The organism is Mesorhizobium muleiense (genome assembly GCF_900099905.1).
GTDB classification, from domain to species: domain Bacteria; phylum Pseudomonadota; class Alphaproteobacteria; order Rhizobiales; family Rhizobiaceae; genus Mesorhizobium; species Mesorhizobium muleiense.
In genome coordinates this window covers 69790-91206 of record NZ_FNEE01000003.1, presented here as the reverse complement: position 1 = coordinate 91206, position 21417 = coordinate 69790, and the positions used below count along the sequence as shown (strand labels likewise).

The following is a 21417-nucleotide window of genomic DNA, read 5'->3' as shown; positions in this document are numbered from 1 at the left end:
GAGCGGAACCGCCGCCGGAACCCCCAACACAGCAAGAACAATGGAAAGGCAAAGCCATGGGTTTCTTTTCGAAAGACATCAAGACGCTGGACGACCTCTTCGTCCACACGCTGCGCGACATCTATTACGCCGAGAAACAGATCGAGAAGTCGCTGCCGAAGATGATCGACAAGGCGACCGACCCGCAGCTGAAAGCCGGCCTGGAGAAGCATCTCGGCCAGACCAAAGGTCATATCGAGCGGGTCGAGAAGGTGTTCGAACTGCACGGCGTGAAGGCCAAGACGGTCAACTGTCCGGCCATCGACGGCATTCTCGAGGAAGCCGATGAAGTCAGCGGCGACATCGACGACAAGGACGTTCTCGACGCCGCCCTGATCGCATCCGCGCAGGCGGTCGAGCACTACGAGATAACCCGTTACGGCACGTTGATCGCCTGGGCCAAGCAGCTTGGCCGCACCGACTGCGCCAATGTCCTGGCCAACAACATCAAGGAAGAACAGGCGACCGACCGCAAGCTCACCGAGATTGCGGAAGCCAAGGTCAACCTTCAGGCCGCCGAGTAGACTCTCGATCGAGGCAACGCCGGACAGCCGGCTTTGCCTCACTTTCCGTAGCTGGACGTCGACCGTACAATGGGCCACGCTCGTTCCAGGGATTGCGCGAGGACAAACCGGCGGAGGAAGTCGTGCAGGAAAAGCCGAAAGCACCCGCTGGCAGGGCCGACAGCAAGGCAAAGCCTGCCAGCGGCAAGGGCGAGACATCCGCCGCTGTCAAATCCACGGAGGCGGCAGACACCGTCATAAAACTTTCTCATCCGGACAAGCTTCTGTGGCCGCAGGAGAAGATATCGAAGCAGGGCCTGCTCGATCATTACGCTTTGGTCTGGCCACGCATGCACCAATTCGTCGTCGATCGGCCGCTCAGCCTGGTGCGCGCGCCGGACGGCGTCGACGGCCAACGCTTTTTTCAGAAGCATGCCTCCGCGGGCATGCACGAAAAAATCGCCAGGATGAAGGATCCGACCGACGGCGAGGAGATATTGTTCATCCGCGATTTCGACGGTGTCGCTGCTTTGGTCCAACTCGGCGTGGTCGAGATCCATATCTGGGGCTGCACCATCGACGAACTGGACAAGCCGGACCAGATCATCTTCGATCTCGATCCCGACGAAGGCGTCGACGTGAAAGCGGTGCGCGCGGCGGCGCTCGAAATTCACGGCCGGCTCGATGCACTGTCATTGCCGAATTTCGTCAAGACCTCGGGCGGCAAGGGCTACCATGTCGTCGTGCCGCTGAAACCGTCGGCGGATTGGGATGAGGTGAAGGACTTCGCCCATGATTTCGCCCGTGCCCTCGAGCAGGCCGCCCCTGATCGGTATACAGCGACGCTGTCGAAGAAGGCCCGCACCGGCAAGATCTTCGTCGACTATCTGCGCAACGGCCGCGGCTCGACCACGGTGGCCCCCTATTCGTCGCGCGCCAAGAAGGGCGCCACGGCATCGATGCCGGCGATTTGGGCCGAGGTCGAGGCCGGGTTGGCGCCGAACGCATTTCCGATCGGCGACAAGACGACGCTGAAACAGTTGGCGAAAGCCGATCCCTGGGCGGATTTTTTCAAGCAGGGCAAGCCGCTCAAGCGCGGCTGACAATCAAGCGAGAAACACCCTCTCGAAGGACTGCTTGCCCATCGGCGAAAAGATCACCGCGCGGCTGTCTTTGTCGCGCCGCGCCCATTTTTCCAGAAGGATCTTGTCGAGGATGGCAGCGCCCAGCGTGCCGGCCAGATGCGAGCGCCGCACGCTCCAGTCGAGGCAAGCCCGGCACACCGGTCGTCGCGCCTTGCTCTCGACATCGATGCCGATCGCGGCGAAATGCGAGGCGGCCGACGGCCCGAGCCGGATCTCCTTGTCGTCGCGCAGCAGCACTTGTCGAGCGACTAGACGGTCCAGCATCGCCACGGCCTGCTCGCCGGCGAGGTGGTCGTAGCAGACCCGCGCCACGCGCATCGCCGCATCACGCGGACCCGGCCGCACCCGCTGCGGTCCGACCGCGGCGGCCACGCCGGTGATCGCCTCGATCATGCCAGCCACCTGCGGCCCGGCCAGCCCGTAGTAGCGGTGCCGCCCCTGGCTTGCCAGCGTCAGCAGCCCGCCCTCCATCAGTTTCGACAGATGCGAGCTGGCGGTCGGCAGCGACACGCCGGCCTCGAGCGCCAGTTCGCTCGCTGTCAGCGCCGTGCCACCCATCAGCGCGGTCAGCATGTTTGCCCGTGCCGGATCGCCGACCAGGCTGGCGATGCGGGCTATATCTGGTCCTTCACGCATGGTTCGTCCTTCATCGAAGCATTGACGTCAGATAACCACTATCCTGCGCCGAGATCAAGGAGACGACGATGACCGCAAGAACCGTTCCCCACACCGTGCTTGCCAACCGCTTTGGCCGTCGGCCGTCTCCGTTCATGATCTTGCGCCGGGCGCATCTGCGGCTGCTGGCGCGGTGGTATGACCGCCATCTGCAACGCCTCGACCTCGCCGAGATTGACGAGCACCTTTTGCGCGACCTCGGCCTGACGCCACAAGACGTTCGCCGCGAATGCGCGAAATCCTTTTGGCAAGCATGACCACCGGAGAAATTGCCTAGCACATCGATCCACGGAATATTTCGACCCCGCTCGAACTGTCGCCGCAACAAACCAGATTCAGCAAGGAGACAAAAGATGACCATCACCTGCTTCATCCGCTACGAGATCGATCCGTTCGGCAAGGCGGCGTTCGAGGAGTATGCCCGCAACTGGGGCCAGGCGATCCCGCGCTGTGGCGCCGATCTGATCGGCTATTTCGCGCCGCATGAGGGCTCGGCCACGACAGCCTATGCCGCCTACAACATCGACAGCCTGGCGGCTTACGAAGCCTACCGTATCCGGCTCGCCGCCGACCCGGCCGGCAAGGCCAATTACGAATTCGCCCGGCGTGAAAAATTCATCCTGAAAGAGGATCGGACTTTTTTGAAACTCGCATCCGGGCCGCACGCCTCTCTGGTGAAACTGTGATCGCCGTCATCTTCGAGGTCGAGCCGGCAGCGGGCAAGCGCGACGCCTATCTCGGCCTCGCCGCCGACCTGCGCCCGCTGCTCGACGGCATCGACGGTTTTCTGTCGATCGAGCGCTTTCAGAGCCTTGTCGACCCGAACCGCATCCTGTCGCTGTCGTTCTGGCGTGACGAGGAAGCGGTGAAAGCCTGGCGCAACACGGAGGAACATAGGCAGGCGCAGAGGGCCGGCCGTGGCGGCATCTTTGCCGACTACCGTCTGCGCATCGCCCACGTCGTGCGCGACTATGGCCTGACCGAACGGGCCGAGGCGCCTGAGGACAGCCGGGCGGCGAACGGGTGAGTGGGGCGGCTCTTCCTTCTCCTTAGTTCCTTCTCCCTCTCTTCCTTACCCCCGGAATCATCAATCCGATTCTGTGCAAAGGCCTCCTTGTGGGAGAAGGTGTCGCCGAAGGCGACGGATGAGACACATCGCCCGGCGCCGGGCGCCATCGTAGATGAAAGGTGCGCGGGCCGCTTTCTCTGGTATATCGGTTTTAAAATCGAGCCCTTGGCCCAAGTCGCTATCCGATTGAAATGAAACAGAGTTTGAAGTTACTTTCATGGCAGGGGTGTTCCAGCTTGGCACCGACAGCACTCCGTCCAACAACCCTCTTCCGTCTCGGCGCTGCGCGCCGATCCACCGCCCGGGGCGAGTCACGGCCATCGCCCGCCCTTCGGCCCCCACAAGGGGAGAAGGCAAGAGGGCTGCTAGGCATTCCCGATCAGCACTCCAGCCGCAAACACCAGCGCGCCGCCCAGCACCACCTGGAAGGTGGCGCGCCAGAACGGCGTCTGCATATAACGGTTCTGCACAAAGGCGATCGCCCACAGTTCGAAGAACACCACCACGACCGCGAGAATTGTCGCGGTCCAGAAATACGGAATGAGGTAGGGCAAGGCGTGACCGAGGCCACCCAGCGCCGTCATCACGCCTGTGGTGATGCCGCGTTTCACCGGCGAGCCGCGGCCCGACAGCTTGCCGTCGTCGGAGGCGACCTCGGTGAAGCCCATCGAGATGCCGGCGCCGATCGAGGCGGCAAGCCCGACCAGGAAGGTCTGGAACGTGTCGTGCGTGGCGAACGCGGCGGCGAAGATCGGCGCCAGCGTCGACACCGATCCGTCCATCAGCCCGGCCAGTCCCGGCTGCACATAGGTCAGGATGAACTGGCGCTGCTCGGCTGCTGCTTCTTCGGCCTTCACCGCGCCCGGCACATGCTTTTGCTCCAGCCGCTGCGCCAGCGTCTCGTGGCCCTGTTCGGCCACCGCCAGATTGTCGAGCAGCTTTCGCGTCGAGGCGTCGCTGGTGCGTTTCGCCGCTTCGACATAGAACAGGTAGGCCTGACGCTCCATCGACTCGGCCTGTTGGCGCACATGTTCGATGCCGAGCGGCCGGACCAGCCAGTCGGGCTTGCGCTCGTAATAGCCCTTCACATGCTCGCGCCGGATCAGCGGAATGCGCTCGCCAAAACGCTCGCGGTGAAGCTCGATCAGCGAGTCGCGATGGCCGTCCTCCTCCTCCGCCATTTCCTCGAACACTTTGGCCGAATGCGGAAACCTATCCGCCAGCCCGTCGGCATAGGCGCGGTAGATACGCCCGTCATCCTCTTCGGAAGAGATGGCGAGCGCCAGGATCTCCTGCTCCGAGAGCGACTCGAAGGGACGGCGACCAAAACCGAAAACACGGGAAAGCATGAGAAATCCACCCTAGTTTAGAATAGTTCTAAACTAGGGTTTGGCGCACCGTTGGTCAATCGCGCTCGTAGGCCGGAGGTTCAAATATATGGCTACGGGAATCCTCCGCTAGCTCTTCATTATTGGCGAATGTTCACCTATATAGCTGGGCTTAAGCCAGGAGAAAGGAACCCGGATGCCGGCAAAACAGCCCACCCATGCATTTGACCCGAAACCCGTTCTCGACCTGATCGCCAGCATCGAGGCCGATCTGCAGCGCCTGAAGGGCCTGGTCGAGCAGCAGGTCGAGAAATTCGACCCGGCCAATCCGCACAACAAGGCCCCCGACGGCAAGCTGACCGAGGAGGGCGTCGAATGCTGCTACCGCTTGTTCGACGAGGGCAAGTCGCGGTATTCGGTTGCCCAGCAGATGAAGATATCCTTCGCCGCCGCCACCCATCGCTTCAACACCTGGCGCAAGATGGGCGGCGCCAAACGGCAACGGACGCTTTTGGGGTGAGGAACGGTCGGCGAGGAGCGCCACTCTCTGCTCGCAATCCACGAATTGTCTCGGTCACATTTTTCCAGTGGTGCGCGGCCTGGTTTTCCGTGCACCATGGGCGATCTTACTCCCGCAGGACCTCACCATGACCACCCCTCCCGGCATCGCCGATATCCACCGCGCAGCAACGCGATTGTCCGGCCTGATCGTCGAAACGCCGCTGATCGAATCGCCGGAGCTGAACAAGCGTTTCGGCGCCAGGATCCTGTTCAAGCCGGAGACGCTGCAGCGTACCGGCTCGTTCAAGTTCCGCGGCGCCTACAATAAACTGTCGTCGCTGAGCGATGAGCAGCGCAGCCGCGGCGTCGTCGCCTTCTCGTCGGGCAACCACGCGCAAGGCGTCGCCGCGTCGGCGGCGATGTTCGGCGTCAAGGCGGTTATCGCCATGCCCACCGATGCGCCGGCAATGAAGGTCGGCAATGTCAGGAAAATGGGCGCCGAAGTGGTTCCGTTCGACCGGTTTCGCGACGATCGCATGGCGGTGGTTCGCCCGTACATGGAACGGGGCATGGTCCTGGTTCCGCCTTTCGACGACCCGGCCATCATCGCCGGCCAGGGAACGATCGGCCTCGAACTGATGGCGCAGGCGAAAGCACTCGGGGGGAGCCTCGACGCGGTCGTCATCCCCTGCGGCGGCGGCGGCCTGAGCAGCGGCATCTCCATCGCGGTCAAGGACGCCTCGCCGGGCACCGCCGTCTGGGCGGTGGAACCCGAGCATTTCGACGACACCTGTCGTTCACTGGCCAGAGGTGCTCGGGTTCCGATCGAACCCGGCCACACTTCGATCTGCGACGCGCTCCTCACCGCCGAGCCGGGCGCGATCACCTTCGAGATCAACCGCAGGAATCTCGCCGGCGGCATTGCCGTGTCCGACAGAGCGGCGGCACAGGCGATGCGCGACGCCATGGCCCATCTCAAGCTGGTGGTCGAGCCCGGCGGCTGCGTCGGGCTGGCCGCGCTGTCATCGGGCGAGATCGAGCTATCAGGCAAATGCGTCGCCGTGGTGCTGTCCGGCGGCAATGTCGATTTCGGCACCTATGCAGAGATCATGGCCGCGGCTTAGGTGCGCCCGAACCGGCACCATTCAAAGGCTGACACGAAATGAAACTGCTCTTCAGCCGCAATCCCAATCCTCGCCTCGCGGTCGCCGTGGCACGCTATCTCGACGCAAAGCTCGACTTTGAGTTCGCATCGCCCTTCGCTCCCGGGCAGGCTGAGCGATATCGCCCGCTGAATCCCAATCTTTCATTGCCGATACTCGTAGGCTCGGGAAACAACCTCTGGGAGGCTGACGCCATAGCCTGCCGGCTTTCACGCGACGCGCGTTCGGATCTCTGGCGCACCGGCGACGACGAACCCGAGATGATCCGATGGCTCAGTTGGGGTAAAGAGAACTTCGCAAGAGCTTGCGACGTCGTGCATTTCGAACGCGGCACCAAGCAGCGCTATGGGATTGGCCCGATCGATCAGCACCGGGTTGAGGAGGGGCTGAGGGACTTTCGCACGGCCGCTGCAACACTTGAGAACGCGCTTTCCGAGCGAGACTGGCTGGTCGAAGTTTCGGTTTCCTATGCCGACTTTAGAATGGCGACGTTTCTGCCCTTCAACGACGTCGCCAGATTGCCGCTCGACGAATATCCTTCGGTCAGTCGCTGGTATCGCCAGCTTGAAGAGATCGACGCCTGGCGCGATCCCTTCAAAGGACTGGATGCGCCTGAATTGCCGCCGGTCCCGGGAAGCCCGCATGAACCTCGACCCGAATGATCATGCATCCAAGGTGACACTTCGGCCATTTGCGTAAGCTGCTTGAGTTGGATCCTAATTCCTAATCCAGCGTCCGACGGAACCGCACCAGCGCCACGCCGGCAAACAGCGCCACGAACACGACCAGCCAGCCGATTTCGGTTGCGACCGCCGGCAGGTCGGCGCCCTTCAGCATCACCGCGCGGATGATGCGCAGGAAATGCGTCAGCGGCAGGATCTCGCCGAAGATCTGCGCCCAGCCAGGCATGCCGCGATAGGGGAACATGAAGCCCGACAACAGGATCGACGGCAGGAAGAAGAAGAAGGTGAGCTGGAGTGCCTGCATCTGCGTGCGCGCCATCGTCGAGATGGTGTAGCCGAGCAGCACCAGCGCCAGCACGAAGACCAGAACCGCAGCGAGCAGCAGCGACAACGACCCGGTGAAGGGAACCCCAAACAGCAGCTTGGCCGCCACCAGCACCACCACCACTTGCACGGCGCCGACCACCAGATAGGGCAGCACCTTGCCCAGCATGATTTCGAGCGGGCTGGACGGCATCGCCAGAAGGTTTTCCATCGTGCCGCGCTCGGTCTCGCGCGTCAGCGCGATCGAGGTCATCATCACCATCGTCATCTGCAGGATGACGCCGAGCAGGCCGGGCACGATGTTGTATTGCGAGATGCCTTCCGGGTTGTAGCGTCGGTGCACAACGACTTCGAGCTGGCCTCGAGCAGCTTCGGCGGCCGTCTCCTGCATGCCGCGCGCCCTGAGCAGCGCCTGGTTGGCGACGGTGCCGAGCGTCGAAATGGCGCCACTGGCGACTGCCGGGTCGGTCGCATCAGCCTCGATCAGGATTTGCGGCTGGTCGCCGCGCTCGACTCGCCGGGCAAAGTCGGCGGGAATGGTGACGACGAAGGCGACGTCGCCACGCGCCATCAGGAATTCCGCCTCGGCGGCATTTTGCGCGACATGGTCGAAGCGGTAGTAGCCGGTGGTCTGCAGCGCCGAAACCATGGCTCGCGTATAGGGATCGCTGCTCATCGCCACCAGGGCTGCCGGCAGGCTCTTTGGATCGTTGTTGATGGCATAGCCAAACAGCACCAGCTGCATCAGCGGCACGCCCAGCATCATGGCGAAGGTGATGCGGTCGCGCCGCATCTGGATGAACTCCTTGATCAGCAGCGCGCCGAGCCTGGCGAAGGAAAAGACGCTGTTTATCCCGTTTTTCATCCCATATTGTCCTTCGAGCCGGACATGAACTGGATGAACACATCCTCCAGGCTGGTCTCGCCCGGCGTCACCGTGACGCCCTTGTGGTCTTTCTCGACATCGGCGAGGGCGGCCTGAAGCGCCGTCTTGTCGGAGCCGACGACGTGCAGCGTCGCGCCAAACGGCGCCACCTGGTCGACACCGGACCGGCCGCTGAGTGCGGCAGCGACCTGGTCGAGGCGCGGACCCTGCACAACGAAGGTCGTCAGCCCGGCATTCCTGACCACCTCGTCGACCGTGCCGGTGGCCAGCATCCTGCCGTAGGAGATGTAGCCGATGCGATGGCAGCGCTCGGCCTCGTCCATATAGTGGGTGGAGACCAGCACGGTCAGCCCGCCGCTGGCCAGCCGATGGATCTCGTCCCAGAATTCACGCCGCGCCTTCGGATCGACGCCCGCCGTCGGCTCGTCGAGCAGCAGCAATCTGGGCTTGTGCATGATGCAGGCGGCCAGCGCCAGCCGCTGCTTCCAGCCACCGGACAGCGTGCCGGCCAACTGATCCTTGCGCGAGGTGAGGCCAAGATCCTCCAGCGTCCTGGCGACATGCTCGTTGAGCGGCTTCAACCCATAGAGCCGCGCTACGAATTCCAGGTTTTCGGCGATGGTCAAATCCTCGTAGAACGAGAATTTCTGGGTCATATAGCCGACTTCGCGCTTGATCCTCAGACTGTCGGTGCGGATGTCGAAGCCGAGCACCGTGCCTTCGCCCTCATCCGGCGTCAGCAGGCCGCACATGATGCGGATGGTCGTCGTCTTGCCGGAGCCGTTGGGGCCGAGGAAGCCGACGATCTCGCCCTCGGCCACCGTCATCGTCACATGGTCGACGACGGTCTTGTCACCAAAACGCTTGACCAGGCCGTGGACGTCGATGACGTTCATTTGCCGATATCCGCCAGTTCGACATCAACGATCTGCCCCGGTTGCAGCGCGCCGGCGTCGCCCTCCGGCCGCGCCTCTACCAGATAGACCAGCTTCTGCCGGGTCTCGAGCGAGTAGATCACCGGCGGCGTGAATTCCGGGTCCGGCGACACGTAGCTGACGCGAGCCTTCACGTCCGGCCCGCAGCCGTCGCAATGGACGTTGAGCAGCGTGCCGACTTCCACCGACGAAAACGCGCTTTCCGGCACGTAGACGCTGAGCTTCACCGCGCCGTCCGGCAGAATCGAAATGACCGGCGCGGTCGGCCCGGCGGTGTCGCCGGGATAGCGGATCACATCGTTGATGCGGCCGGGCGAAGGCGCCGCCAGCACACGCTTCGACAGCCGCCAGCGCGCCTGCTCCAGCGCCGATTGCGTCTGCCTGACCTGATTGTCGGCGGCCTTGATCGTCTCGGGCCGCGCCGGCAGGCCTCCGACAGCGAGATTGGCTTCCGCCTGGCCGAGCTGCGCGTTGGCAGTTTCCAGCGACGCCGAAGCCGTATCATAATCGGCCTGGGTGCCGGTGCCGCGTTTGAACAAATCGCTGGCGCGGGTGTATCTGCGTTTGGCGTCGGCGGCTTGCGCCTTGGCCATGTCGACCTGCGCCTTGAGCACCTCAATCTCTTCCGGCCGCTTGCCGACCTGCAGGTCGGCAAGTTGCGCCTGGGCCTGGGCAAGGGCCGCCTCGGCTTGCGCGACGGCTATTTTTGCGTCGGCGCTTTCCAGCGTCACCACTGGCGTGCCCGGCGCGACGCGATCGCCGCGCTTGACCGAAATCGTCTCGACCTGCGCCACCTCGATCGGCGCGAGCAGCACATAGTCGCCCTCGACATAGCCGACGGCGAGCGGCGCCGCCGGTGCGCAGGTGCTGAAAAGCAGGGCGGCGAGCGGCACAGAGCAGAGGAAACTCATGATCTATGATCCTTCCGGTCGGTTAAGTGACGCCGAGCCAAAATCGCGCCGAGATTATCCGTCACTGCCACCGCGATCTTGGTGGCCTCGGCGTCGCCGATCGCGCGCCAGCCCATGCGGCGCATCACCGCCTCGCGGCCGATGCGGAAATAGACGACCTGGCCGATCAGCGTGAACACGGTGAGTCGGGTTGCCTCGCTTTCGGCCGGCTCGCCCGTCGCCTGCTCCCAGATCAGGCAGAGCCGGCGATGCGTCGGCTCGAACACGCCGTCATAGATACGGTCGAGTGCCGCCGTCGGATGCGACAGCTCACGCAGGACGAACTGCACGATCTCGCCGGCCTCCGGCCTTGCTACGATGAAAGCCACCATCCGCTCCAGCGCGGTGAACAGTTGTGCCCGCGCCGCTTCGGGGTCGCCCGTTTCTGTTTCGTCCGTTTCTGAATCGCTTGGCCCCTGCAGATTGCCGATCGCCTGGCCGGCAATGGTCTGGATGGTGTCGACGATATAGTCGGCCGCAGCGGTGCGAAGCCCTTCCTTGCCGCCGAAATGATAGGCGATCGAGCCGATATTGGCCCTGGCCTCAGCCGCGATCTCGCGCGTCGAGGTGCCGTCAAAACCCTGGCGTCCGAACAGCTTCAGCGCTGCGCGAACAAGTGCCGCGCGCGTCATCTCGGCGGGGGATGCCTCGCGGCGCGGAATTTTGGCGTTTGTCGGTTTGCTCATGATCGGCAGTTTAATCAATCGAATGATTAAAGTCAATACTGGGCTATCTCCGCCTTGCCAACTCCAGCCGCACGCGCTTTAGTGTGGAGCCATGGTCAAGGAAATCGAGCGCAAGTTCCTGGTCTCCGGCGATGGCTGGCGGGATCTGGTCGAAGCGGAAATCCGCATTCGCCAGTTCTATCTCGTTGCCGCGCCCGACCGCTCGGTCCGCGTGCGTATCAGCGACGGCGCCTCGGCAAAGCTGACGCTCAAATTCGGCAGCAAGGCCCGCGAACGCGACGAATTCGAATATCCAATCCCTCTAGCGGATGCGGAAGAGATGCTGGCCTTCGCCATCGGCCGTGTCATCGAGAAGACACGCCACCATGTTAGGCACCGCGGCCATCTCTATGAAGTCGATGTCTTCGGCGGGATGCTCAGCGGTCTGGTGGTCGCCGAGCTTGAGACGCCGCAGGACGTGCAGGACGAAACGCTGCCAGATTGGCTCGGCCGCGAAGTCACCGGCGAGCACAGGTTCTACAACGCGTCGCTCGCCCTCGAGGGGATTCCGGAGATCGCCGCATGAGCTATCGCATCGATCCGCGCCTGCCGTTGACTGGCGAGGTCAGGCGCATCCTCGCTGAGGAGATCGGCAAGGCGCTCGTCCATCTGGACGCGGCGCATGACAGGCCGGAGCAGGCGCTGCACAAATGCCGCAGGCGGCTGAAGAAGGTGCGTGCGTTGCTGCGCCTGGTCCGTCCCGGAGACGAAACATTTTGCAGTACCGAGAACCAATGCTACCGAGAGGTGGCTGCCCTGCTTGCCGAACCGCGCGAGGCGACCGCGCTTGTTGAAACCATCGACCGGCTGGCAAAAGACTTTCCCGAGCAAAGCGCTGGTGGCGGTCTCGATGCCGTTCGCGACACGCTGGTGGCGCGCCAGCACGAATTGCATGGTGGAGTTGGCCTCGGCGCCGCGATAGCTGCCGCGACTGCCGCTTGCGAGGATGGCATCAGCCGCATCGATACGTTAGCCTTGCCCGACCAGCCCGAACAGGCCGCCGATGTGCTTGCCGAAGGCGCCCGCATCACTCTGCGTCGCGCCAGAAAGGCGCTGGACAAAGCGGGCTCCCGCGGTGATGCCGACGATTTCCACGATCTGCGCAAGGCGGCAAAGACTCACGGCATGCATCTGTCGCTGCTCGGAAGGCTGTGGCCGACGCCGATCAAGGCCCGGCGCAAGGCGGTCGACGAACTCGGCGAAAAGCTGGGCGAACTGCATGATGTATTCGTCCTGCGCAACCTTCTCGAAGCCGGTGACCGGCCGCTCGGCTCTCCTCAGGAAACGCGACTGCCGAGCAAGCTGTTGAAGCGCTCGGAGAAAAGCCTGAAAAAGACCTGTCTCGCGGCGGCAGCCGATCTGTTCGGCGACAGGCCCAGGCGCTCGACAAAAAAACTCGCGCGCAAGGCGCGCACCGATCTGGCCGCCGCGCCGCACGAAGACGCCAGCGCGCCCGGCGCCGCTGCCTGACGCGGTGCTTGCGTCCGTCCGACATCGCTGACGATGAGGAGAGGGTTAGATCTCTCCCGGCGCGGCATTCTTCAACTGCGCTCGCGCGTCCCTGATCGAGGCGGCGTATGTCACCAGCGGCCGTTTGACGCCGTGGTTGATCAGCATGCGGCGTGTCTGCGGCGAAGCGCCTGATATGATGAAGCGCACGCCGGCGCGCCTCGCCTTGTGGGCAGCGCTCTCGATGACGTTGGCCGCCGTTGAATCGAAGAATGGCACGGCCGAGCAGTCGAGGATGAAGTTCTTGCGCTGGTCGGCGATGCGGTCCAGCACCGTGGCGACGGTCGAGGCGGCGCCGAAGAAGAAGGCGCCGGAAATCCGGTAGACGACGGTGTCGGCATCGCTGGCTTCGCTGGCATCATATGCGCTGGCGGCGCCGGTTCTGTCGGCGACATCGTCCTGCACCAGTCCCTGATCCGGCTCAACCGCAATGCTCTTGGCCATGCGGTCGATGAACAGGATCGAGCCCAGCGCGAAGCCGACGACGATGCCTTCGGTGAGATCACGGAAGATGACGATCAGGAAAGTCGCCATCAGCACCAGCGCGTCGCCGCGCGAGGCACGCAGGAGCGTGGCAAAGGCCTGCTTCTCGAACATATTCCAGCACACCACCGCCAGCACGCCGGCAAGGGCTGCAAGCGGGATGTAGCTGGCCAGCGGCGCCGCCACCAGCATCAGGGCAAGCAGGAGGGCCGAGTGGATCATGCCCGAGACCGGTCCATGCGCGCCGGCCCGCACATTGGTCGCGGTGCGGGCTATGGTGCCGGTGGTGCAGATGCCGCCGAACAGGGCGGACGCGATGTTGGCGAAGCCTTGCGCCACGAGTTCGCAGTTGGAGCGGTGCCGCCTTCCTGTCATGCCGTCGGCGACCACCGCCGACAGCAGCGATTCGATCGCGCCGAGCAGCGCAAAGGCTAGGGCGTCCGGCAGGACGTCGATCATCCTGTCGAAGCTGATCGGCGGAAAGGCCGGCATTTGCAGGCTGCGCGGGATACCGCCGAAGCGCGTGCCGATCGTTTCGGCAGGCAGAGAAAACAGCGCCACGACAAGCGACGCCAGACCGATGGCGATCAGCATGGCGGGCCATTTCGGCCGCCACCGTTTCATCAGGGCAATGGCGACGATGGTCAGCAGAGCGACGAAGGTGGCGGCGAGATTGATCGTGCCGGCCGCCTCGCCGACCGCCATCAGCTTCGGCACCAGCGGTCCAGGTTCTTTGCCGGCGAGTTTTAGCCCGAACAGCTCGACGATCTGGCCGGAGAAGATGATGATGGCGATGCCGGCGGTGAAGCCGACGGTCACCGGATAGGGAATGAATTTGATGTAGGTGCCAAGCCTGAGATAGCCGATGACGAGCAGCAAAACGCCGGCCATCATCGTCGCCAGCAGCAACCCGTCGACGCCGACCCGTGCCACGGTTGCCGCCATCAGCACGATAAAGGCGCCCGCCGGCCCGCCGATCTGGAAACGGCTGCCGCCCAGAGCCGAGACGAGGAAACCGCCAATGATGGAAGTGTAGAGCCCGCGCTCCGGAGACACGCCCGATGCGATCGCGATCGCCATCGACAGCGGCAGCGCCACGATGGCCACGGTCAGTCCGGCGATGGCATCGGCCTTGAAGTGCTCTGATGTGTAGCCTTCGCGCAGCACCGTCGCCAGCTTCGGCGTGAACAGTTCTGAAAATGTCGGCTGCGCCGGTTGATGAATTGCCCGCTGGGTTCGATCCATGGACTGCCTTCCGCTCCTGATGCATGCCGCCAAAAAGTGCACAGCGGCCACGCCTAAAACCAAGCAGGCGGCGGGATCGTCGGCAGGACTGTCGGCGGTCGCCGTCGCGACTCTATTTCGGCTCAGCCTGGCGGATTCTGCGGCACGACCGGCTTGAGGCGCACCCCCTTGCCGCCGCGCTCGCTGGCCTGGTTCTCGCCGATCAGCTCCACGCCGGCCCGGTCGAGGGCCTGGATGACCTTCATCAGCGTATCGACCACGCCCCTGACCACGCCGTCGCTCGCTTCCATGCGCTGAATGGTTGGAAGCGAAACCCCGGCGCGCTCGGCGAGCGACTTCTGATCGATGCCGGCCAGAGCCCTTGCGGCGCGCATCTGCGCGGCAGTGATCATCGGCTAAAAACCCCCGTCTGAGTCTGCATTCCATGTATAATACCATCATTGTGATGGTTCAAGCATCATCATGCACATGTCAGACATGTGCACACCAGGCCGTTTGCATCTTGGCGAGCCTGCGCGCCCGCTGGGCCAGCACGCCCCAGCCGCCGCAACTTAGAGGAGAATTGGCGCAGCGTCGTTCGGAACGGGCGGTTCAGGCGCCGGCGGTCTGCCCGCGCCATCGCTGGAACGCCCATGCGACCAGCCAGCACAGCATCGCCCAGGCGAAGCCGGCGCACCAGCCGGCCAGCACGTCCGATGGCCAATGAACGCCGAGATAGACGCGGCTGATGCCGACCAGCAGTGTTGTCAGCACGGCAAGTGCCAGCACATAGATCTTGGTCGTTCGCCCAGGCAGGAAACGCGACGCCATGCTGCCCAGCGTCAAATATGTCACCGCCGACAGCATCGCATGGCCGCTTGGAAACGAAAGCGTCGCCACGTCGGCAAGATGCGAGACCAGGTCGGGGCGCGGCCGATCGATTCCGAGCTTCAGCGTGCTCGACAGGGCCTGCCCGCCCGCCACCGCGACGAAGACCAGAAACGCTGCTCCCGGCTTGTGGATCAGCAGCAGATAGACAATCACCGCCACTGTGATCAGCCCGAGCACGATGGCGCTGCCGAGGCTGGTAATGTCGCGCATCGCCCCTTCCAGCCATGGCGGTCCGATCGGATTGTCGGGCTGTCCCGCTTCACGGAAGGCGAGCATGATTTCCGTGTCGAAGGCGTGCGGCGTGGTGTCCCGCGCCACCTCCATCAGCTCCTCGAACCCCCACAGCCCGCCGGCGATGACCAGTCCGGCCAACAGCACCGGGAATTCGATCCAGTTGAGCAGCTTGTTTGCGGTATTCTTCATCGGGCCAATCGTCCTACAGCGCCGCGCGTCCTTTTGGACGCGCAAAGGACGCTGTAGCACTTTGATTTGGCGCATGATCCTTTCCGAAATCGTTTCCGATTTTCGGGGTCATGCGCAACTACAGTTTTTGCAGATAGGGTCCGAGCGTGATCAGCGCCACCGCTGCGACGGCGAGCACGATGCCGGTCGCCTGCAACGAATTGACGCGCTCGCCGAAGAACACCAGTGCCACCACGTTCACCGACACCAGTTGGATCACCGCCGACAGGCTGAACGACACCGACATGCCGAATTCACGGATCAGCCTCAGCATGATCAGATTGCCCGCTGAATAGAGCGCCAGAGTCAGAACGATCTTGCCGAGGCTCGGCGCCAGCCCCCATTGCTTGGCCGCCGTCGCCGCCAGCAGGAAGATCACTGTCGAAATGCCGAGCTGCCCCAGTCCCCAGAAACTCACTTTTTTGTTCCTCCCGACGCAGTGCTTGCGCGCCTGCCGCAGATCTTGTTTCGGAAGCGTCGGTCGCGGTCAAGCGGCCTGATCAAAGACATGAAATCGGGTTGGAAATTGGTCGGCAACGTCATCAAACTGTGATCTGCTGGCGATACGCGGTCAGTCAAGCAACACGCTCCAGCCATCCCAAAGAGCCAGAGGCACGCCCCCATGACTGAACATCGCCCCGACGCCCATTTCCGCACCAGCCTGCTCGAGGAAAACGATGGGCCAGGAACGAATCCCACTGACAACCAGACGATGGGCGAAATCATCGCCGCGCGATTCTCGCGCCGTGGTTTTCTGCAGGGATCGCTCGCGGCAACCGCCATCGCCGCCACCGTCAGCCCGCTCGCGCTGATCCTCGCCGACGATGCCCGCGCCGGCGGCGGCTCGGTCTTCAGTTTCGACGAGGTCGAGGCAGGCGTCGACGACAAGCACCATGTCGCCGCCGGTTACGACGCCGACGTGCTGTTGCGCTGGGGCGATCCGCTGTTTGCCGATTCGCCGGACTTCGATCCGACAAAACAGTCGGCGCAGGCCCAGGAAAGGCAGTTTGGCTACAACAACGACTATGTCGGCTTTATCCCGATCGACGGCTCGGCCGAGCATGGCCTGCTGGTGGTCAACCATGAGTACACCAATCCGCATCTGATGTTCCCGGGCCTTGTCACCATCGTCGATGGCGAGGCCAAGCAGGCCCCGTTGAGCAAGGAACAGGTCGATATCGAGATAGCCGCGCATGGCGGCACCATCGTCGAAATTCGCAAGGTGTCAGGCAAATGGCAGGTGGTGCGCGACGGCAAGCTCAATCGCCGCATCACCGCCAACACCGAGATGGCGCTGTCCGGCCCCGTCGCCGGCCACGACCGGGTCAAGACCAGCGCCGATCCGACCGGCACCAAGGTCTTCGGCAGCATCAACAATTGTGCCGGCGGTGTCACGCCCTGGGGCACCTACATCATGGCCGAGGAAAACATACACGGCTATTTCTCGGGCGAGCTGCAGGAAGGCCACAAGGAAGCCGCCAACTACAAGCGCCTGGGGATTCCCGACGGCTCCTACGAATGGGCTGCGCATTACGACCGCTTCGACATCGGCAAGGAGCCGAACGAACCGAATCGCTTCGGCTGGGTCGTTGAGGTCGACGTCAACGATCCGACCTCGGTGCCGCGGAAGCGCACTGCCATGGGCCGTTTCAAGCATGAGGGCGCTGAATCGATCGTCGCCAAGGATGGCCGTGTGGTGTTCTACCAAGGCGACGACGAGCGTTTCGACTATGTCTACAAATTCGTCACGGCCGGCAAGTTCAACGCCGAGGACCGCGCCGCCAACATGGATCTTCTCGACGACGGCACGCTCTACGTCGCCAAATTCGCCGAGGACGGTACCCTGGAATGGCTGCCGCTCGTTCACGGCCAGGGTCCGTTGACCGCGGAGAACGGCTTTGCCGGCCAGGCCGACGTGCTGATCGGGACAAGGCTTGCCGCCGATCTTCTCGGCGCCACCAAGATGGACCGCCCCGAGGATATTCAGCCCAACCCGACGACCGGCAAGGTCTACGTCATGCTGACCAACAATTCGAAGCGCAAAACGGAGCAGGTCGACGCCGCCAACCCGCGCGCCGAAAACGCTTTTGGCCACATCGTCGAGATTGTCGAGGACGGTGGCGATTTCACTGCCACCAAGGGCAAGTGGGAAATCATGTTGAAATGCGGCGATCCCTCGGTGGCCGAAGTCGGCGCTACCTTCTCGACCGCAACGACCGCCAATGGCTGGTTCGGCATGCCGGACAATTGCGCCATCGATGCGGCCGGCCGGCTCTGGGTCTCGACCGATGGCCAGGGCCCGAAGGCGACCGGCCGCACCGATGGCCTGTGGGCGGTCGACACCGAAGGCGAGGCGCGGGCGACCTCGAAGCTGTTCTTCCGCGTGCCGATCGGCGCCGAACTCTGCGGCCCGCTGTTCACGCCCGACGACCAGACCGCCTTCGTCGCGGTCCAGCATCCGGCCGATGGCGGCGAGGACTGGGAGGCTTTTGGCCGTCCCTCCTACTATGAGGACCTATCGACCCGCTGGCCTGACTTCAAGCCCGATATGCCGGTGCGGCCGTCGGTCGTCGCCATCACCAAACAGGGCGGCGGCAAGATCGCGGTCTAAATCACTGCAAGGCGCTAGCAGCGCCAAGGAAGGATTTCGTCGATACGAAATCCTTCCTTTTCCTGATGCGCGGGAATGCGCCTGATGGGCTCATTCGGCGCGCTGAACCACGGCCACGTTCATCATGCTTCTCAACCTGAAGCCAATGGACTCGTATAATCCGATGGCCGTGGTGTTGCTGGCAAAGGCGTGGAGATAGGGAACTTCGCCGCGCGCCGCTATCTGGTTTGCCACGAACAGCGACAGCAGCCTGCCCAGGCCACCGCCCCGAAATTCCGGATGTGAGCACACGCCGCTAAGTTCGGTATAGCCGGGTTGCTTCATGCGTTCGCCGGCCATCGCCGCAAGTCGGCCCTCGATCTTCACACCCCAAAAATCGCCGAGGCTCAAGGCTTCGAGCGTGAATGGGCCAGGCTTGGTGACCAATGCCAAGGCGAGCATCTCAGCTGCATCGTCTCGCGTCAGACGTTGCACGCGCTTGTCGGAGACCATCTGCAATGACCGCTCGGCAATCATCTGAACCCCGGGCGCGGTCGAAGTCGCCGAAAGTTCCGCGGGCAGAGCAATGGCGTCCGCCTGAAGCAGGATCGCACTCTCGCCTGGGGAGACAAGTTTTCCGAGCGCCTGCAGGCTTTCCGCATCGTCCGCGGCACTGGCGGCGAAGGGAGCTATCGAGGGCCGATACCGCATGGCGAGGTCGTCACCTTGCGCGAAGGCTTGGTGTCGCGTCCGAAGCGCGCTCCACACGGGACGGTCAAGCAGGTATTTCATCGCGTGGCACTTCCGGCTTCTTTACACGACGGTCGAGAGGCGCCGCGGCGAGGCCGTCCTCGATGGCGGCCAGCTGATCAAGAAGCGGTCCAGAAAGATCCGCGCACAGATCCGCGACGGCATTCTCGATGCGCGGCCAGACGTCGTGCTTTGCAACATCGACCAGCCGCTGGCCGTGCAGGGTGAGGCAGACAATCCTGCGCCGCTGGTCATCATCCGATGGACTGACCTCGACCAGTCCCAATTCGGCCAGAAGCGACACGCTCCGCGTTACACCTGGCTGCGCGACCCCGAGGGATTGCGCCAGTTCCCCGACTGGCAGCGGGCCCAGCCTGTCGAGCGCAGCCAGCAGCGGGTATTGACTCGACTGAACCGGCACATCGAGGCAGTCGAGCAGGCGCTGCGTATCCGCCTGCAATTGCTCGCCAATACGCTTCAGCCTGCTGCCCAGGCACAGGAAGCCAAGGGATCTTACGACGTCTTCCATAATCAACCTGCCAGCCAATTGATAACACGATATATAACATTATATGGAAATCAAGCGCCGCCATCGCACGGCCGCTTTCAAGCGTCGTCACCAGATTTGGTCGTCTTGGGTCGGGAACATCGCTCGGATGCTGGCGCTGCGTCGCCTGGGCAGGCCGTTCGGTCAGTTCCGCAGCCGGTAGCCGGTCCTGAAAATCCACCCGACGATCGCGATGCAGATAAGCAGGAAAACCACGGTCATGCCGAGGCTGATGCCGATCGAGACGTCGGACTTGCCGTAGAAACTCCAGCGAAAGCCGCTGACCAGATAAAGGACAGGGTTGAACAGCGTCACCGTGCGCCAGGTGCCGGGCAGCATGTCGATCGAATAAAAGCTGCCGCCAAGGAAGGTAAGCGGCGTGATGATCAGCAGCGGCACCAGCTGCAGCTGCTCGAAGCTCTTCGCCCAGATGCCGATGATGAACCCGAACAGGCTGAAGGTCACCGACGTCAGCAACAGGAAGGAGAGCATCCAGAACGGATGCTCGATGGTCAGCGGCACGAACAGCGACGCGGTCCCCAGGATGATCAGGCCGAGTATGATCGACTTGGTCGCCGCACCCCCGACATAAGCGATGATGATCTCCAGATAGGACACCGGCGCCGACAGCAGCTCGTAGATCGAGCCGACGAATTTCGGGAAATAGATGGCGAAGGAGGCGTTGGAGATCGACTGCGTCAGCAGCGACAGCATGATCAGCCCCGGCACGATAAAGGCGCCGTAGCTGATGCCGTCGATCTCGGTGATGCGCGAGCCGATGGCCGAGCCGAAGACGACGAAATAGAGCGATGTCGAGATGACCGGCGAGACAATGCTCTGCAGCACGGTCCGAAAGGCGCGCGCCATTTCCATCTTGTAGATCGCCCAGACGGCTCGCAGGTTCATGCGCCCTTCCTCACCAGGTTGACGAAGATCTCCTCGAGCGAGCTGTTTTGCGTGTCGATATCGCGGAACTGGATGCCGGCCGTCTCAAGGTCGCGGAGCAGCGAGGCGACGCCCGGCCGCTCGCTCTGGTTGTCATAGGTGTAAGTCAGTCGATCACCGTCCGGCGAAAGCTCCAAAGCGTAGCGCGACAATTTCTCGGGTATGGTGGCGAGCGGGCTGCGCAATTCCAGCAACAGCCGTTTGCGGCCGAGCGTGCGCATCAGTTGCACCTTGTCCTCAACCAGCACGATCTCACCGCGATTGATGACGCCGACGCGGTCGGCCATCGCCTCGGCCTCCTCGATATAGTGGGTGGTCAGGATGATGGTGACGCCATCCTCGCGCAGCCGGCGCACCATCGCCCACATGTCCTGACGCAGCTCGACGTCGACGCCGGCTGTCGGCTCGTCGAGGAACAGCACCCTCGGTTCGTGCGACAGAGCCTTGGCGATCATCAGCCGCCGCTTCATGCCGCCGGACAGGGTGATCGCCTTGGCGTCCTTCTTGTCCCACAATGACAGGTCGCGCAGCACTTTCTCGACGAAGGCGTGGTTGGCCGGCTTGCCGAACAGGCCGCGGCTGTAGTTGACCGTCGCCCACACGCTCTCGAATGCGTCGATGGTCAGTTCCTGCGGCACCAGCCCGATGAGGCTGCGTGCGGCGCGATAATCCCGGCTGATGTCGTGGCCGTCCACGCTGACTGTGCCCGACGAGCGGTTGACGATACCGCAGACGATCGAGATCAGCGTCGTCTTGCCGGCGCCGTTCGGCCCGAGCAGCGCAAAAATCTCGCCGCGCTCGATATCGAGGTTGATCTCCTTCAGCGCTTTGAAACCGGTGGCGTAGGTCTTGGTGACCCCGGAAATGGCAATGATCGATGGCATGGCTGAAAAACGGCTGCTTGAAAGGAGGTCTGTTGATTTTAGTCCGCTGAATGTCGGTGCGCGCGGCCGGAAGTCAATGGCACTCCTGACATTCTGGACATCGGCGCATCCACCGCTGCCGCAGTCCTGCGGCGTTCCGCCTCGCGTGACGCCACGCCGCTTTGACCGCCTGGCGCATCCGGCCTATCTTCCCTGACATAGCAGCA

25 protein-coding genes and 1 pseudogene are annotated in these 21417 nt (G+C 63.2%); 12 read left to right on the top strand and 14 right to left on the bottom strand.

Features of this window, described 5'->3' with window-relative positions; translation table 11 throughout:
- Nucleotides 1–56: 56 nt before the first annotated feature.
- A complete protein-coding gene (locus BLT09_RS07920; protein ID WP_027154740.1) occupies nucleotides 57–563 on the top strand; it encodes a YciE/YciF ferroxidase family protein in 507 nt (168 codons plus the stop codon).
- Nucleotides 564–606: 43 nt separating this feature from the next.
- Nucleotides 607–1645, top strand: a pseudogene (ligD, locus tag BLT09_RS07915) (DNA ligase D); the annotation flags it as partial.
- Between the two features lie 3 nt (nucleotides 1646–1648).
- Here ligD and BLT09_RS07910 read toward each other — a convergent pair.
- Nucleotides 1649–2323 (bottom strand): ArsR/SmtB family transcription factor, encoded by a 675-nt coding sequence (locus tag BLT09_RS07910; RefSeq protein WP_091591977.1) that lies wholly within the window; start codon nucleotides 2321–2323, stop codon nucleotides 1649–1651.
- Nucleotides 2324–2391: 68 nt separating this feature from the next.
- On the opposite strand from BLT09_RS07910, the gene BLT09_RS07905 reads away from it, so the two are divergent.
- The 3 genes from BLT09_RS07905 to BLT09_RS07895 all read left to right on the top strand — a co-directional run bounded on the left by BLT09_RS07905 (nucleotide 2392) and on the right by BLT09_RS07895 (nucleotide 3389).
- Nucleotides 2392–2619, top strand: a complete 228-nt coding sequence (locus BLT09_RS07905) for a DUF1127 domain-containing protein (protein WP_091591975.1) — start codon at nucleotides 2392–2394, stop codon at nucleotides 2617–2619.
- 96 nt (nucleotides 2620–2715) lie between these two features.
- Nucleotides 2716–3048, top strand: a complete 333-nt coding sequence (locus tag BLT09_RS07900) for an NIPSNAP family protein (RefSeq protein ID WP_027154736.1) — start codon at nucleotides 2716–2718, stop codon at nucleotides 3046–3048.
- Nucleotides 3045–3389, top strand: coding sequence for an antibiotic biosynthesis monooxygenase family protein (locus BLT09_RS07895; RefSeq protein ID WP_091591973.1), 345 nt, complete (start codon nucleotides 3045–3047; stop codon nucleotides 3387–3389). Before BLT09_RS07900 ends, BLT09_RS07895 begins: the two co-directional genes overlap by 4 nt.
- A 407-nt stretch (nucleotides 3390–3796) precedes the next feature.
- Here BLT09_RS07895 and mbfA read toward each other — a convergent pair whose 3' ends face one another.
- Nucleotides 3797–4780, bottom strand: a complete 984-nt coding sequence (mbfA, locus tag BLT09_RS07890; protein ID WP_027154734.1) for an iron exporter MbfA — start codon at nucleotides 4778–4780, stop codon at nucleotides 3797–3799.
- 175 nt (nucleotides 4781–4955) lie between these two features.
- Here mbfA and BLT09_RS07885 point away from each other — a divergent pair, with 175 nt between their 5' ends.
- The 3 genes from BLT09_RS07885 (at nucleotide 4956) to BLT09_RS07875 (ending at nucleotide 7085) form a co-directional block, all read left to right on the top strand.
- Nucleotides 4956–5279, top strand: coding sequence for a hypothetical protein (locus BLT09_RS07885; protein WP_023801401.1), 324 nt, complete (start codon nucleotides 4956–4958; stop codon nucleotides 5277–5279).
- A 127-nt stretch (nucleotides 5280–5406) separates the two neighbouring features.
- Entirely contained in the window at nucleotides 5407–6384 is a 978-nt protein-coding gene (locus BLT09_RS07880) for a threonine/serine dehydratase family protein (protein ID WP_091592426.1), read from the top strand.
- A 38-nt stretch (nucleotides 6385–6422) separates the two neighbouring features.
- A complete protein-coding gene (locus BLT09_RS07875; protein WP_091591970.1) occupies nucleotides 6423–7085 on the top strand; it encodes a glutathione S-transferase family protein in 663 nt (220 codons plus the stop codon).
- A 61-nt stretch (nucleotides 7086–7146) separates the two neighbouring features.
- Here the strand turns inward: BLT09_RS07875 and BLT09_RS07870 are convergent, their stop codons facing one another.
- From BLT09_RS07870 to BLT09_RS07855, 4 genes are read right to left on the bottom strand one after another with little or no spacing between them, the layout of a single operon-like run.
- Nucleotides 7147–8283, bottom strand: a complete 1137-nt coding sequence (locus BLT09_RS07870; protein WP_091592424.1) for an ABC transporter permease — start codon at nucleotides 8281–8283, stop codon at nucleotides 7147–7149.
- An 8-nt stretch (nucleotides 8284–8291) separates the two neighbouring features.
- Entirely contained in the window at nucleotides 8292–9212 is a 921-nt protein-coding gene (locus BLT09_RS07865; RefSeq protein WP_091591967.1) for an ABC transporter ATP-binding protein, read from the bottom strand.
- Nucleotides 9209–10162: an HlyD family secretion protein gene (locus BLT09_RS07860; RefSeq protein ID WP_091591966.1), complete on the bottom strand. Its 954-nt coding sequence runs from the start codon at nucleotides 10160–10162 to the stop codon at nucleotides 9209–9211. Before BLT09_RS07860 ends, BLT09_RS07865 begins: the two co-directional genes overlap by 4 nt.
- Nucleotides 10159–10887, bottom strand: a complete 729-nt coding sequence (locus tag BLT09_RS07855) for a CerR family C-terminal domain-containing protein (protein ID WP_091591963.1) — start codon at nucleotides 10885–10887, stop codon at nucleotides 10159–10161. Before BLT09_RS07855 ends, BLT09_RS07860 begins: the two co-directional genes overlap by 4 nt.
- 91 nt (nucleotides 10888–10978) lie before the next feature.
- Here BLT09_RS07855 and BLT09_RS07850 point away from each other — a divergent pair, with 91 nt between their 5' ends.
- Both BLT09_RS07850 and BLT09_RS07845 read left to right on the top strand, forming a co-directional pair.
- Entirely contained in the window at nucleotides 10979–11452 is a 474-nt protein-coding gene (locus BLT09_RS07850; protein WP_091591962.1) for a CYTH domain-containing protein, read from the top strand.
- Nucleotides 11449–12396, top strand: coding sequence for a CHAD domain-containing protein (locus tag BLT09_RS07845; RefSeq protein WP_091591960.1), 948 nt, complete (start codon nucleotides 11449–11451; stop codon nucleotides 12394–12396). Before BLT09_RS07850 ends, BLT09_RS07845 begins: the two co-directional genes overlap by 4 nt.
- A gap of 45 nt (nucleotides 12397–12441) precedes the next feature.
- On the opposite strand, the gene BLT09_RS07840 is transcribed toward BLT09_RS07845, so the two are convergent.
- The 4 genes from BLT09_RS07840 to BLT09_RS07825 all read right to left on the bottom strand — a co-directional run bounded on the left by BLT09_RS07840 (nucleotide 12442) and on the right by BLT09_RS07825 (nucleotide 15913).
- Nucleotides 12442–14163 carry a SulP family inorganic anion transporter gene (locus tag BLT09_RS07840; RefSeq protein WP_091591958.1) on the bottom strand — a complete coding sequence of 574 codons (1722 nt, stop codon included), beginning with the start codon at nucleotides 14161–14163 and terminating at the stop codon, nucleotides 12442–12444.
- A gap of 122 nt (nucleotides 14164–14285) precedes the next feature.
- Nucleotides 14286–14555, bottom strand: a complete 270-nt coding sequence (locus BLT09_RS07835; protein ID WP_091591956.1) for a helix-turn-helix domain-containing protein — start codon at nucleotides 14553–14555, stop codon at nucleotides 14286–14288.
- Nucleotides 14556–14754: 199 nt separating this feature from the next.
- On the bottom strand, nucleotides 14755–15456 hold the full coding sequence (locus BLT09_RS07830; RefSeq protein WP_091591954.1) for a phosphatase PAP2 family protein: 702 nt from the start codon (nucleotides 15454–15456) through the stop codon (nucleotides 14755–14757).
- A 118-nt stretch (nucleotides 15457–15574) separates the two neighbouring features.
- Nucleotides 15575–15913: a hypothetical protein gene (locus tag BLT09_RS07825; RefSeq protein ID WP_027154722.1), complete on the bottom strand. Its 339-nt coding sequence runs from the start codon at nucleotides 15911–15913 to the stop codon at nucleotides 15575–15577.
- Between the two features lie 204 nt (nucleotides 15914–16117).
- Here BLT09_RS07825 and BLT09_RS07820 point away from each other — a divergent pair, with 204 nt between their 5' ends.
- Entirely contained in the window at nucleotides 16118–18106 is a 1989-nt protein-coding gene (locus BLT09_RS07820; protein WP_091591952.1) for a PhoX family protein, read from the top strand.
- A 90-nt stretch (nucleotides 18107–18196) separates the two neighbouring features.
- Here the strand turns inward: BLT09_RS07820 and BLT09_RS07815 are convergent, their stop codons facing one another.
- The 4 genes from BLT09_RS07815 to BLT09_RS07800 form a co-directional block, all read right to left on the bottom strand.
- Nucleotides 18197–18877, bottom strand: coding sequence for a GNAT family N-acetyltransferase (locus BLT09_RS07815; protein ID WP_091591950.1), 681 nt, complete (start codon nucleotides 18875–18877; stop codon nucleotides 18197–18199).
- Complete coding sequence (locus tag BLT09_RS07810; protein ID WP_084646854.1) at nucleotides 18861–19364, bottom strand: MarR family winged helix-turn-helix transcriptional regulator; 504 nt, start codon at nucleotides 19362–19364, stop codon at nucleotides 18861–18863. The genes BLT09_RS07815 and BLT09_RS07810 overlap by 17 nt, the downstream gene beginning before the upstream one ends.
- Nucleotides 19365–19526: 162 nt before the next feature.
- Complete coding sequence (locus BLT09_RS07805; protein ID WP_091591948.1) at nucleotides 19527–20288, bottom strand: ABC transporter permease; 762 nt, start codon at nucleotides 20286–20288, stop codon at nucleotides 19527–19529.
- On the bottom strand, nucleotides 20285–21211 hold the full coding sequence (locus BLT09_RS07800) for an ABC transporter ATP-binding protein (RefSeq protein WP_091591946.1): 927 nt from the start codon (nucleotides 21209–21211) through the stop codon (nucleotides 20285–20287). Before BLT09_RS07800 ends, BLT09_RS07805 begins: the two co-directional genes overlap by 4 nt.
- Between BLT09_RS07800 and BLT09_RS07795 the strand changes: the two genes are divergently transcribed.
- Complete coding sequence (locus BLT09_RS07795) at nucleotides 21198–21407, top strand: hypothetical protein (RefSeq protein ID WP_091591945.1); 210 nt, start codon at nucleotides 21198–21200, stop codon at nucleotides 21405–21407. The genes BLT09_RS07800 and BLT09_RS07795 overlap by 14 nt on opposite strands.
- Nucleotides 21408–21417: the final 10 nt, after the last annotated feature.

Excerpts from the sequence above, each read along its gene's own strand:
- BLT09_RS07920 (WP_027154740.1), top strand. The coding sequence starts at position 57 with ATGGGTTTCTTTTCGAAAGACATCAAGACGCTGGACGACCTCTTCGTC.
- BLT09_RS07910 (WP_091591977.1), bottom strand. The coding sequence starts at position 2,323 with ATGCGTGAAGGACCAGATATAGCCCGCATCGCCAGCCTGGTCGGCGAT.
- BLT09_RS07905 (WP_091591975.1), top strand. The coding sequence starts at position 2,392 with ATGACCGCAAGAACCGTTCCCCACACCGTGCTTGCCAACCGCTTTGGC.
- BLT09_RS07900 (WP_027154736.1), top strand. The coding sequence starts at position 2,716 with ATGACCATCACCTGCTTCATCCGCTACGAGATCGATCCGTTCGGCAAG.
- mbfA (WP_027154734.1), bottom strand. The coding sequence starts at position 4,780 with ATGCTTTCCCGTGTTTTCGGTTTTGGTCGCCGTCCCTTCGAGTCGCTC.
- BLT09_RS07885 (WP_023801401.1), top strand. The coding sequence starts at position 4,956 with ATGCCGGCAAAACAGCCCACCCATGCATTTGACCCGAAACCCGTTCTC.
- BLT09_RS07880 (WP_091592426.1), top strand. The coding sequence starts at position 5,407 with ATGACCACCCCTCCCGGCATCGCCGATATCCACCGCGCAGCAACGCGA.
- BLT09_RS07875 (WP_091591970.1), top strand. The coding sequence starts at position 6,423 with ATGAAACTGCTCTTCAGCCGCAATCCCAATCCTCGCCTCGCGGTCGCC.
- BLT09_RS07865 (WP_091591967.1), bottom strand. The coding sequence starts at position 9,212 with ATGAACGTCATCGACGTCCACGGCCTGGTCAAGCGTTTTGGTGACAAG.
- BLT09_RS07860 (WP_091591966.1), bottom strand. The coding sequence starts at position 10,162 with ATGAGTTTCCTCTGCTCTGTGCCGCTCGCCGCCCTGCTTTTCAGCACC.
- BLT09_RS07855 (WP_091591963.1), bottom strand. The coding sequence starts at position 10,887 with ATGAGCAAACCGACAAACGCCAAAATTCCGCGCCGCGAGGCATCCCCC.
- BLT09_RS07850 (WP_091591962.1), top strand. The coding sequence starts at position 10,979 with ATGGTCAAGGAAATCGAGCGCAAGTTCCTGGTCTCCGGCGATGGCTGG.
- BLT09_RS07845 (WP_091591960.1), top strand. The coding sequence starts at position 11,449 with ATGAGCTATCGCATCGATCCGCGCCTGCCGTTGACTGGCGAGGTCAGG.
- BLT09_RS07840 (WP_091591958.1), bottom strand. The coding sequence starts at position 14,163 with ATGGATCGAACCCAGCGGGCAATTCATCAACCGGCGCAGCCGACATTT.
- BLT09_RS07835 (WP_091591956.1), bottom strand. The coding sequence starts at position 14,555 with ATGATCACTGCCGCGCAGATGCGCGCCGCAAGGGCTCTGGCCGGCATC.
- BLT09_RS07830 (WP_091591954.1), bottom strand. The coding sequence starts at position 15,456 with ATGAAGAATACCGCAAACAAGCTGCTCAACTGGATCGAATTCCCGGTG.
- BLT09_RS07820 (WP_091591952.1), top strand. The coding sequence starts at position 16,118 with ATGACTGAACATCGCCCCGACGCCCATTTCCGCACCAGCCTGCTCGAG.
- BLT09_RS07815 (WP_091591950.1), bottom strand. The coding sequence starts at position 18,877 with ATGAAATACCTGCTTGACCGTCCCGTGTGGAGCGCGCTTCGGACGCGA.
- BLT09_RS07810 (WP_084646854.1), bottom strand. The coding sequence starts at position 19,364 with ATGGAAGACGTCGTAAGATCCCTTGGCTTCCTGTGCCTGGGCAGCAGG.
- BLT09_RS07805 (WP_091591948.1), bottom strand. The coding sequence starts at position 20,288 with ATGAACCTGCGAGCCGTCTGGGCGATCTACAAGATGGAAATGGCGCGC.
- BLT09_RS07795 (WP_091591945.1), top strand. The coding sequence starts at position 21,198 with ATGATCGATGGCATGGCTGAAAAACGGCTGCTTGAAAGGAGGTCTGTT.
- BLT09_RS07800 (WP_091591946.1), bottom strand. The coding sequence starts at position 21,211 with ATGCCATCGATCATTGCCATTTCCGGGGTCACCAAGACCTACGCCACC.